This is a genomic window from Nocardiopsis listeri (genome assembly GCF_020741345.1).
GTDB lineage: Bacteria > Actinomycetota > Actinomycetes > Streptosporangiales > Streptosporangiaceae > Nocardiopsis > Nocardiopsis listeri_A.
On the sequence record NZ_DYZD01000202.1, the window covers coordinates 1 to 12,423 of the forward strand.

Here is a 12,423-nt window from a genome sequence, read left to right on the forward strand (position 1 = left end):
CGGGGGCGCCGGACGGACCGGGGTCCAGGCCCGAGGACTCCGACCTGGACACGGCATCCAAGGAAGAACTCTTCGCGCTCATCGACGAGACCCTGGGCGACTGAGCCCGGCCGACGCCGACGGTAAGAACCGAACGACCACAGCCAAGACCCCGGCACCGCGGTGCCGCGAAGTGAAGCGGTGAGGCACGCCCATGACCGACGACGCACAGGTTCTCGACTACCTCAAACGGGTCACCACCGACCTGCGACGCACCCGCGCCGAACTCACACGGCTGCGTGAACGCGACAGCGAGCCCATCGCGATCGTGGGCATGGGATGCCGCCTGCCCGGAGGGGTGAACGGTCCGGAGGAACTCTGGGACCTGCTGGAACAGGGGGCCGACGCCATCGGTGACCTGCCCGAGGACCGGGGGTGGGACGTCGAGGACATGCGAGGCCGCCCGGGCATGTCCGCGGGAGGAGGGTTCCTCGACGACGTGACCGGGTTCGACGCCGGGTTCTTCGGGATCTCCCCTCGCGAGGCCGAGGCGATGGACCCCCAACAACGGCTCATGCTGGAGGTCACCTGGGAGTCCCTCGAACGCGCCGGGATCGACCCCGCCACCCTGGCCGAGACGCCCACCGGGGTCTTCACCGGGATCAGCACGACCGACTACGCCCGGACCACCACCTCGGGCAGGGTACCCATGCCCGAAGGGGCCGAGGGCTACCTGATGACCGGCATCGCCGCCAGCGTGGCCTCGGGAAGGATCGCCTACACCCTGGGGTTGCGGGGCCCCGCGCTGACCGTCGACACCGCGTGCTCCTCCTCCCTGACGGCCGTCCAACTCGCCGTGCGGTCCCTGCGCCAGGGTGAGTGCTCCTTGGCGGTGGCGGGCGGCGCCACCGTGATGTCGGGGCCCTCGCTCTTCGTGGAGTCCGCCAAACAGGGGGTGCTCTCCGAGGACGGTCGTTGCAAGGCCTTCGGCGCCGGGGCGGACGGCACCGGGTTCGGTGAGGGCGCCGCGGCCCTCGTCCTGGAGCGGCTCTCCGACGCCGAACGCAATGGTCACCGCGTCCTGGCGGTCGTTCGGGGCGGTGCGGTCAACCAGGACGGTGCCTCCAGCGGACTGACCGCCCCCAGCGGTCCCGCGCAGACCCGGGTGGTCCGGGCGGCGCTGGCCGACGCCGGGTTGACCCCCGACGACATCGACGCCGTGGAGGCGCACGGGACCGGTACCGAACTCGGTGACCCGATCGAGGCCGACGCCCTCCTGGACGTGTTCGGAGGCAGGTCGGGCGGGGACCCCCTCTGGCTGGGCTCGGTCAAGTCGAACCTGGGCCACACCCAGGCGGCCGCCGGAGCCGTCGGGATCATCAAGATGGTGCTGGCCCTGGGACACGAACGGCTTCCGAGGACCCTGCACGCCGACCGCCCCTCGACCCTGATCGACTGGGAATCGGGCGGTGTGCGGCCGTTGTCCCGGGCGCGGGACTGGCCACGCGGCGAACGACCGCGCCGTGCGGGTGTGTCCGCCTTCGGTATCAGCGGGACCAACGTCCACCTGGTGCTGGAGGAGGCCCCCGAACCCGCCTCCGAGACCTCGCAGGCCCCGGAGGACGCCGGGCCGCTGGTCGAGGGGCGCACCGCCTGGCTGCTGTCCGCCCGAGACCGGGCCGCGCTCACGGCCCAGGCCGACCGTCTCGCCGACCGGCTGACCGACCACCCGGGCGGTACCCCGTCCGACGGTGACGTCGCCCGCTCCCTGGCCACCACCCGCGGTCGTTTCACCCGGCGCGCGGCCGTCGTCGGTGCCGGCACCGAGGTCCTCACCGACCGGTTGCGGGCCCTGGCGCGTGGCGAGGACGCCGAAGGTCTGGTCACCGGTGAGGTCCACCGGTCCGGACGCTCCGAGAAGCCGGTCTTCGTCTTTCCCGGCCAAGGCGGTCAGTGGGCGGGCATGGCCAAGGGCCTCATGGAGGACTCCCCGGTCTTCGCCGAGTCCGTGGCCGAGTGCGAACGGGCCCTGGCCCCCTTCGTGGACTGGTCGCTGTCGGCGGTTCTGCGACAGGAACCCCAGGCCCCGCCCTTCATGGGGGAGGACGCGCCCGCCGACGTCCTGCAACCGGCCCTGTGGTCGGTCCTGGTGTCCCTGGCCCGGATGTGGCGCGCCGCGGGGGTCGAACCCTCCGCGGTGGTCGGTCACTCACAAGGAGAGGTGGCGGCCGCCTGTGTGGCCGGGATCCTCTCCCTGGAGGACGGGGCGCGAGTGGTGGTCACCCGAAGCCGTGCGCTGGGCAGGGTCGCGGGGGAGGGCGGTATCGCCGTGGTCGGGCTCGGCGCGACCGAGGTCGCCGGTCTGATCGAAGGCCGGGAGGACCGGATCGTCCTCGCGGGTGCCAACGGACCGGAGACCAGCACGGTCGCCGGCACCGCCGAGGCCGTCGACGCGTTCGTGGCGGCCCGGGAGAGGGACGGGACCTTCGTGCGGAGGATCCCGGTCGACTACACCTCGCACTGCTTCCTCATGGACCGGGTCGAGGCGGAACTGCGGGCCGGCCTGGCCGACCTGCGCCCCGGGCCGGGCACCGTACCGTTCCATTCCACCGTGTCCCCCTCGCCCACCTGGCGACCGGGGGACGAACCGCCGACGGAGCCCGTGGACGGGATCACGCTCGGCGCCGATTATTGGTATCGGAACCTACGCCACGGAGTGCTCCTCGAACCGGTGACCCGTCGCCTGGCCGCCGCCGGCCACGCGTTCGTCGAGGTCGGAGCACATCCGGTGTTGTCGATGCCGTTGCGGCAGACCCTGGAGTCCGCCGGCGTCGCCGACCGCCCCGTGGTGCACACCCTGCGCCGGGACGAGGACACCGGCGACCGCTTCCTCACGGCGCTGGCCGAGGCGCACTGCCAAGGCATCGGTGTCCACTGGGAACGGGTCCTGGGCGCCGGCGCGAACGACGTCGAACTGCCGACCTATCCCTTCCAACGACGCCGGTACTGGATGGAGGAGCCCGAGCTCGCCGGTGACCCCTCATCGGTCGGCCTCACCCCCACCGACCATCCGTTGCTCGGTGCCTGGACACCGATCGGCGCGACCGGCCAGACCCTCTTCACCGGCCGACTCGACACCGCGCGAGCCCCCTGGCTGACCGAACACGCGGTGGCCGGTCGGGTGATCCTGCCCGGAACCGCCACGTTGGAGCTGCTCTTGAACGTCGGGCGGGTCTGCGACCGTCCCGAGATCGCCGAGCTGACCCTGAGCGCACCCCTGGAGATCGACCCCGACGGTCCGGGGACGCCCTTCCAGATCATCGTGGCCGCCCCCGACCTGCGGGGGGCGCGCGACTTCCGTCTGCTCTCGTCCTCCCTTGACGGAGAGCACTGGACCGAGCACGCCGAGGGGCGACTGCTCCCGGCCGACCGGACACCCGCGCCGACCCCCGTGCCGTTCGGCACGGACGCCACCGAACTCACGATGGCCGACACCTACGCGCTCTTCGAGGCCCGGGGCATCGAGTACGGTCCCGCCTTCCAGGGCCTGCGCGCGGTCCGTGCCGACGGAACCCGCACATGGGCGGAGGCCGGCCCGGACGTCCTGCCCGCCGACGCCGAGGCGATGACCGGCCCGCACCCGGTCCTGCTCGACGCCGGACTCCAGTCCCTGCTCCTGCGCGAGACGGACGCCGACGAGGAGCCCCGTCTGCTGATGCCCTTCGGCTGGAGCGGGGTACGACTCCACCGGTCCGACACCCCGGAACGGGTCCGGGTGCAGCTCACCCGGACCGGGGACGACACCTACGAGGTTCTGGTGACCGACCCCGAGGGTGTGCCGGTCCTGAGCGTGGCCTCCCTCTCCGTCAGGGAGGCCGCACCGATGACAGGAGCGGACCAGGACGCGCTCTTCCACCAGGAGTGGGAGGAGCTCATCGAACCGGGTGGGGGCGCCGTGCCCGACCCGCGGACCTGGGCCGCGGTGGGCACCGTGCCCGGGATCGATCGTCGTCCGCAGGAGGGCGACGAAGCGCCCGCCGTGATCGTGCTCGCGCCCGAAGGCCCCGGGGGAGCCGACCCCGAACAGGCCCTCGAACGGTTGTCCGCCGTGCTGGGCCCGATCCGGGACCGGGTGGACGCCGACCGTTACGCCGCCACCCGTTTCGTGGTGCTCACCCGGGGAGCCGTGAGCCTGCCGGGGGACAGGGACCTGCCCGTGGACCCGTCCGCCGCGTCACTGTGGGGGCTCATCGCCTCCGCCGAGACCGAGAACCCCGGCCGTTTCCTGCTGCTGGACGCCGACCGTGCCGACATCGAACTGATCGCCGCGGCGTTGCGCACGGAGGAACCGCGGGTGGCCGCCAGGGGCGGGCGGCTGCACGCCCCGCGTCTGGCCCGAACCCGCTCCGAGGCCGACGACGGTGCCGTTCCGCCCGCCCGTGACCTGGGCTGGCGTCTGGACACCGACGGTCACGGCATCCTCGACGGACTCACCTACCTTCCCGTGCCCGAACGCCCGCTCGCACCCGAGGAGGTGCGCGTCGCCGTCCGTGCCGCGGGGCTGAACTTCCGCGACGTCCTGATGACCGTGGGCATGTACCCCGAACCGGGCGACATCGGCAACGAGGGCTCCGGTGTGGTGTTGGAGGTGGGCGAGGCCGTCGAAGACCTGAAGCCGGGCGACCGGGTGATGGGGCTCTTCCCCGGCGCCTTCGGCCCGGTCGCGGTGGCCGACCACCGGTACCTGGTCGAGGTCCCCGAGGGTTGGGACCACGCGGAGGCGGCCGCCGTCCCCGCCGTGTACCTGACCGCCTACCTCGCCCTGGTGGAGGAGGCCGGCCTGCGTGCCGGAGAGACCGTGCTCATCCACTCCGCCGCGGGCGGGGTGGGTCAGGCGGCACTCGGCCTGGCCCGTCACCTCGGCGCCCGGGTGCTCGCCACGGCCGGTCCCGAGAAATGGGACCTGCTCCGAGAGTCCGGGTTGGGCGAGGACGAGCTCGCGCACTCGCGCGAGCTCGGGTTCGAGGAGCGCTTCCGCGCGACCGCCGGCACCGTGGACGTGGTGCTCAACTCCCTCACCGGGGACGCCATCACCGCCTCGCTGCGGCTGCTCGGTGCGGGCGGCCGGTTCGTGGAACTGGGCCGCAACGAACTGCTCGGGTCGGGCGAGGTCCCCGAAGACGTCACCTACCGGGCCTTCAACGTCCTGGAGTCGGGCCCGGAGCCCATCCAGCGCGCCTTCGCCGCGCTCCTGCCACTCCTCGCGGACGGCACCCTGTCCCGTGGTCCCCTCAGCCGGTACCCGATCGAGAAGGCGCCCGAGGCGTTCCAGATCATGCAGCGCGGCCACAACGTGGGCAAGGCCGTGCTGGAGCTGTCCACCCGCTTCCGCCCCGGCGGAACGGTCCTGATCACCGGGGCCACCGGTCGTCTGGGCAGCCTGGTCGCCCGCCACCTGGTCGTCCGGCACGGTGTGGAGGACCTCCTCCTCATCGGTCGCCAGGGGGCCCGTGCCCCCGGCGCGGCCGAACTCGTCACCGAACTCACCGAGCTCGGCGCTCGCGTCCGGATCGAGGCGTGCGACGTCACCGACGCCGACCGTCTACGGGAACTCCTCGCCGAGATCCCGGTCTCGGCGGTCGTGCACTCGGCCGGACTGATCGACGACTCCACCTTCACCGGCCTGACCACCGAGACCATCGACAGGGTGATGGCTCCCAAGGCCGTCGGCGCGTGGAACCTGCACCGCCTCACCGCCCACCTCGACCTGGACGCGTTCGTCCTGTTCTCCTCGGCGGCGGGGGTCTTCGGTAGCGCCGGCCAGGCCGCCTACTCGGCCGCCAACGCCTACCTGGACGCACTCGCCCGGCACCGCCGGGAGCAGGGGCTGCCGGCCCAGTCGCTGGCCTGGGGCCGCTGGCTGGTGGAGACCCGCGACTTCGCCGAGATGGACGACGTGTCCGCGAACAGGATGGCCCGAACCTGGGGTGTCCAGGGGATCGGCGACAGCGAGGGCTGCGCGCTCCTGGACGCGTCCATGGCCGCCGGCCACGCCGAGCTCGTGCCCTCGCCGATCGACCTGGTGGGACTGCGCACCCGGGCTGTCACCCAGGGATCCGTGCCGGCGCTGATGCGCGGACTGGTGCGCGCTCCCGAACGCGCGGCCGGTGACACCGACCAGGTGATCTCCGTACCACCGGGAGCCGAGCGCAGGGAGCTGATCACCCGGCTGGTCCGTGAACGGGCGGCGGAGATCCTGGGCTACGCGGAGTACGGAGCCCACCAGGAGTTCCCCGAGTCCGGGTTCGACTCGCTGACCGCCGTGGAACTGCGCAACCACCTCCAGACGCTCACCGATCTGCGTCTGCCCGCCACCCTGGTGTTCCAGCACCCCACCCCGGTGGCCCTGGCGGAGCACCTCGACCGGGAGATGGGCGGGCCCACCCCGGGAACGGCCACGACGGGAGGGACCTCCGACAGTCTGGTCGACCTCTTCCTGGACGCCTGCGTCGCGAACCGCCCCAAGGAGGCCGTCGACCTGGCCCTGGCCGCGTCGCGCACGCGCGCGGTCTTCACCGGGGCCTCGCCCTCGGCCGCCACCACCCTGGCCACGGGACCCGAGGAACCCGTCCTGATCTGCCACCCGTCCCTGGTCATGACCTCCGGTCCGCACGAGTTCGCCCGGTTCGCCGGCCGGTGGCAGGGACGCCGTGGAGTCCACGTGCTCTCCGCTCCGGGATACCTGGAGGGCGAGGAACTGCCCGCGGACCTGGACACCTTCGTGCGCTCCCAGGCCGACCAGGCGCTCGCCATGGCCGCCGGCCGTCCGTTCGTCCTGGTCGGTCGTTCCTCGGGTGGTTGGACGGCACACGCCGTCGCCGAGGAACTCGCCGCCAGGGGGACCCCGCCCGCGAAGGCCGTCCTGCTCGACACGGTCGTGCCCGGCGACGACGAACTCCTGCCCATGGTCACGGAGTTCGTCACCGAGCGCGCCAACGAGTTCGAGCTGATGGACACCGCCCGACTGACCGCGATGGGCGCCTATCTCGACCTGTTCGCCTCGTGGCGGCCGTCGCCGTGGCGGGGCCCGACGGTGCAGGTGCGGCCGATCGAGGCGGTGGTCACCGCGGCCGGGACCAAGCTCGGTCTGGACTGGAGTTGGCCGACCGAGCACGACCGGTTCGAGGTGCCGGGGGACCACTTCACCATGATGGAGGAACACGCGCCCCGGACCGCCGAGGCGGTGGACCGGAGCATCTCCGGGTGACCCTCCCGTCGGCGTGGTCGCGGTGGATCCACCGCGACCACGCCGCACTCGGTTCTCGGTCGCTCGAATTTTCTGTACAGGTTTCTGCATAGTTGACTCATGGTCATTCTTCAGCGTGGGCATGAGATCAGTGTCACCGATGCGACGAGAAGAGGAGTCGCCGGAATCGTCCATGACGCGGAGCAAGGTAGGGAGCTCATCGTGACCAGGCGTCGAGAACCCGTCGCCGCTGTGGTCGCCTACGAGCGGTTGACCGAGCTCGAACAGGCCGAGGCCGATCTCAAGGATCTGGCATTGGTCCTCACCCGCGCCGCGACCGACGGTGGGCGACGCACTTCCCTGGACGACGTGCTGGCGGCCTTCGGGCACAGCCGGGCCACACTCGAAGAATCGCCCGAGGACTGATGGTCGAGATCCTCTTCACCGATGTCGCCATCGACGACCTGCGGCGTCTCGGTCCGGATGCGGTGCCCAAGGTCCTCAAGAAACTCCTCCTGCTGGAGGAGAACCCTGAGGCCGGCCATCCGTTGGGAGGTGACTTCACGGGTTTCCGCAAACTCGTGGTCGGGCGTAACACTTGGCGGATCGTCTACCGCGTCACCGATGTCAAGCAGATCGAGGTCTGCGAAGTCTGGGCTGTGGGGAGAAGAGCCGATGCTCAGGTGTACGCGGAGACGGCTCAACGCCTGTATGAGGCTTCAGAACAGACTTCCGTGATGTTGCGACTGGGCGCCGTGCTCGAACGCCTTGGAAAGCTGTCGGGTACCCGACAATCGGCGGTCGAAGAACCCCGGGAACCGGTACCGGGCTGGCTCGCGGACCGACTGGTCCACATCGTGGGAATGTCCCGCGAGGAGGTCGCCGCTCTCGACCTGGAGAAGGCCGTCGACCTGCGGGCCGATCACCGGTCGCGACCGCGCTGAGCGGCGGAACAATCCGTCTCGTCGGGGCGTTGGCTTGTGTGGTGCGCCCGGGACCCCGACCCGGCAGCCGCCCGCGCCTCGGGCCACGCCCGGTAAAACCGGTTGCGGGCCCTCCTAACCTTGAGTACTGATGAGCACCACCACGCCCGCGCACGCGCGCAAACCCTCCTCCGACACGGATCCGCTCCGCGCCCGGTTGCGCGGCCTCATGCCCGCCGACCGCCACCGGCTCCGCCGCCGTATCGACGGCCTCGCCAAGATCGGTGACGAGCGTCGCCGCGCCTCGGTGCGCGACCAGGTCGTCAAGGACGTCGAACGTGCCGAGATGCGCGTGGAACTGCGCCGTGAGGCCGTCCCCGAGCTCTCCTACCCCGAAGAACTCCCGGTCAGCGCCAAGCGCGACGACATCTCCGCGGCCATCCGCGACAACCAGGTCGTCATCGTCGCCGGTGAGACGGGCTCGGGCAAGACCACCCAGCTGCCCAAGATCTGCATGGAGCTGGGGCGCGGCGTCATGGGGACCATCGGCCACACCCAGCCGCGCCGGCTCGCCGCCCGCACGGTCGCCGAGCGCGTCGCCGACGAGATCGGCACCCCGCTGGGGGAAACGGTCGGCTACAAGGTCCGCTTCACCGACTCCTCCGGTGACAACACCCTGGTCAAGCTGATGACCGACGGCATCCTGCTGGCCGAGATCCAGCACGACCGGATGCTGCGTCGGTACGACACGCTCATCATCGACGAGGCGCACGAGCGCAGCCTCAACGTCGACTTCCTGCTCGGGTACCTCAAGCAGCTGCTGCCCAAACGGCCCGATCTGAAGATCATCATCACCTCGGCCACCATCGACCCCGAGCGCTTCTCCCGCCACTTCGACGACGCCCCCATCATCGAGGTGTCCGGGCGCACCTATCCGGTGGAGGTCCGCTACCGGCCCATCACCGACGAGATCCTCGACCCCGAGGAGAAGAATCCGTCGGGCGGCACCGACAAGGACCAGACCCAGGCCATCCTGGAGGCCGTCGACGAGCTCGCCCGGGAGGACCCCGGCGACGTCCTCGTCTTCCTCAGCGGAGAACGCGAGATCCGCGACACCGCGGAGGCCCTGGAGAAGAAGAAACTCCGCGGCACCGAGATCCTCCCGCTCTACGCCCGCCTGTCGGTGGCCGAACAAAAACGCGTGTGGTCCCGGCACAGCGGCCGCCGCATCGTTCTCGCCACCAACGTCGCCGAGACCTCCCTGACGGTTCCCGGCATCAAGTACGTCATCGACCCCGGCACCGCCCGCATCTCCCGCTACTCGCACCGCACCAAGGTGCAGCGCCTACCCATCGAGGCGGTCTCCCAGGCCTCCGCCAACCAGCGCAAGGGTCGCTGCGGCCGAGTCTCCGAGGGCATCTGTATCCGGCTGTACTCCGAAGAGGACTTCCTGTCCCGCCCCGAATACACCGACCCCGAGATCCTGCGCACCAACCTGGCCTCGGTCATCCTGCAGATGGCCGCACTGGGGCTGGGCGACGTCGCCGCGTTCCCGTTCGTGGACGGCCCCGACCACCGCCAGATCAAGGACGGCGTCAACCTCCTCACCGAGCTGGGCGCCCTGCACCCCGAACCCAAGGGCACCAAGGAGAGCCGGCGTCGCCTGACCCCGACCGGCCGCCGCCTGGCCCAGTTGCCCATCGACCCCCGCCTGGGTCGTATGGTCCTGGAGGCCCAGGAACGCGACTGCCTGCCCGAGGTCATGGTGATCACCTCCGCGCTGTCCATCCAGGACCCGCGCGAGCGCCCCACGGACAAGCAGCAACAGGCCCAGCAGGCGCACGCCCGGTTCGCCGACAAGGAATCGGACTTCCTGGCCTTCCTCAACCTGTGGAACCACCTGCGCGAGCAGCAGAGGGAACTGTCCGGCAACCGGTTCCGCAGGATGTGCCGCGAGGAGTTCCTCAACTACCTGCGGGTACGCGAGTGGCAGGACATCCACGGCCAGCTCAAGCAGGTCCTGCGGCAGATGGACATCGAGGTGCCACCGCTGCGCGAGGAGACCGCCGACACCCGCGCCGTGCACATGTCGCTGCTGTCCGGGCTGCTCTCCCACGTGGGCCTCAAGGACCCGGACAAACACGAGTACCTGGGCGGTCGCGGGGCGCGCTTCGCGATCTTCCCCGGATCGGCCCTGTTCAAGAAGCAACCGCGCTTCGTCATGGCCGCCGAACTGGTCGAGACCTCCAAACTGTGGGGTCGCATGGTCGCCAGGATCGAACCGGAGTGGGCCGAGGAACTGGCCGGCGACATCGTCAAGCGCAGCTACAGCGAACCGCACTGGGAGCGCAAGCGCGGCGCCGTCATGGCCTATGAGCGGGTCACCCTGTACGGGGTGCCCATCGTCGTGCAGCGCAAGGTGTCCTACGGCCGGATCGACCCGCAGACGTCCCGGGAGCTGTTCATCCGCCGCGCCCTGGTCGAGGGCGACTGGGAGACCCGTCACCAGTTCTTCCACGACAACCGCAAACTCCTGGACGAGGTCGAGGACCTCGAACACCGTGCCCGCCGTCGCGACATCGTCGTGGACGACAACACCCTGTTCGACTTCTACGACCGTCGCGTGGACGAGTCCGCCGTGTCGGCCGCCCACTTCGACTCCTGGTGGAAGAAGGCGCGCCGCACCGACCCCACGCTGCTCGACTTCACCCGCGATGAGCTCATCAACGACGGCGTGGACGTGGTCAGCGAGGACGACTACCCCGACGTCTGGCGTCAGGGACCCTTCGTCTTCCCGCTCACCTACCAGTTCGAGCCGGGCAGCGACTCCGACGGCGTCACCGCGCACATCCCCGTCAAGTTCCTCAACCAGGTGGAGAACACCGGGTTCGACTGGCAGATCCCCGGGCAGCGCGACGAACTCGTCACCGCGCTGATCCGTTCGCTGCCCAAGCCGCTGCGTCGCCACTTCGTGCCGGTGCCCGACAACGCGGCCCGGGCCCGAGGCGCCCTGAACCCCTACGAGGGTTCGCTCACCGAGGCCCTGGCCGCCGAGCTCACCGTCATGGCCTACGGCGAACGCGTCCGGCCCGAGGACTTCCAACTCGACAGGGTCCCCGACCACCTGCGCATCACCTTCCGTGCGGTGGACGACCGGGGGCGCACCCTGGCCGAGTCCAAGGACCTCGAACAGCTGCGCGCCAAGCTCAAGCCACGACTGCGCGAGGCCATCGCCACCGAGGCCAAGGGCGTGGAGAAGAAGGGCATCACCTCCTGGGACTTCGGTCCGCTGGAGCAGACCCTGGAGCGCAAGGCGCTGGGCCCGAAGGTGAAGGGCTACCCGGCCCTGGTGGACGAGGGCGACAGTGTCGCCATCCGCATCTTCGACACCGACGCCGAACAGCGTTCCGCCATGCGCGCGGGCGTTCGCCGGCTCCTGCTGCTCACGATCCCGTCCCCGGCGACGGCGGTGAGCAAGGGCCTGAACAACCCGGACAAGCTCGCCCTGGCCGACAACCCGCACGGTTCGATCAAGAAGATCCTCGCCGACGCCGAGTCCGCCGCCGTCGACCACCTGCTGGCCCGCGAGGGCGGCCCGGTGTGGAACGGCGACGACTTCGCGAAGCTGCGCGATCGTGTTCGGGCCGACCTGGGCGACACTCTGGCCGAGGTCCTGGACAAGGCCGCCCGTGTCCTCGTGCTGTGGCGCAAGGTGTCCAAGAAGGTCAAGGGCACCACGTCCCTGGCGGTGCTGCCCTCGCTCAACGACGTCCAGGGACAGCTCGGCGACCTGGTGGGCGATGGCTTCCTCACCAACGCGGGCCTGCCCCGGCTGGACGACGTGCACCGGTACCTGCGCGGCATCGAGTACCGGCTGAACAAACTGCCCGAGAACCCGCGCCGCGACCAGGTCAACATGTCCAAGGTCGAACAGATGCGCCAGGCCGTGCGTCGGATCCGCGGCGTGCTCAAGGCCGGCCGCGTCGACGACCCGGACGTGGTCGAACTGCGCTGGATGCTGGAGGAGTACCGGGTCAGCCTGTTCGCCCAGGAACTGCGGACCGCCTATCCCGTCTCGGACAAACGCATCATGAAGGCGATCGAGGCGGTCAAGGCCGCCGACAAACAGAGATAGCCGCGTCGCACGCCCCGCCCACAGTTGGGGCGTGCGACACCTACCGCCTAGATGAGTGATTCCAGGGGGTGGGTGTGGTGGTGGTCGGTGGTGCGCCTTGGGTCGGGGATCCTCCGGTGGGGCGCCTGGAGTTTTTGGCT

At 70.6% G+C, this 12,423-nt stretch carries 4 protein-coding genes; all 4 read left to right on the forward strand.

The genetic code is table 11. The annotated features are described in order from the left end of the window. Positions 1-193 precede the first annotated feature (193 nt). The 4 genes from K8V84_RS11025 to hrpA all read left to right on the forward strand — a co-directional run bounded on the left by K8V84_RS11025 (position 194) and on the right by hrpA (position 12,283). On the forward strand, positions 194-7,246 hold the full coding sequence (locus K8V84_RS11025) for a type I polyketide synthase (RefSeq protein ID WP_304073870.1): 7,053 nt from the start codon (positions 194-196) through the stop codon (positions 7,244-7,246). A gap of 201 nt (positions 7,247-7,447) precedes the next feature. After that, complete coding sequence (locus K8V84_RS11030; protein ID WP_304073872.1) at positions 7,448-7,651, forward strand: prevent-host-death family protein; 204 nt, start codon at positions 7,448-7,450, stop codon at positions 7,649-7,651. After that, positions 7,651-8,169, forward strand: coding sequence for a type II toxin-antitoxin system mRNA interferase toxin, RelE/StbE family (locus tag K8V84_RS11035; RefSeq protein WP_304073874.1), 519 nt, complete (start codon positions 7,651-7,653; stop codon positions 8,167-8,169). The genes K8V84_RS11030 and K8V84_RS11035 overlap by 1 nt, the downstream gene beginning before the upstream one ends. A 130-nt stretch (positions 8,170-8,299) precedes the next feature. Continuing rightward, positions 8,300-12,283: an ATP-dependent RNA helicase HrpA gene (gene hrpA / locus K8V84_RS11040; RefSeq protein ID WP_304073875.1), complete on the forward strand. Its 3,984-nt coding sequence runs from the start codon at positions 8,300-8,302 to the stop codon at positions 12,281-12,283. The last annotated feature ends 140 nt before the right edge of the window (positions 12,284-12,423 follow it).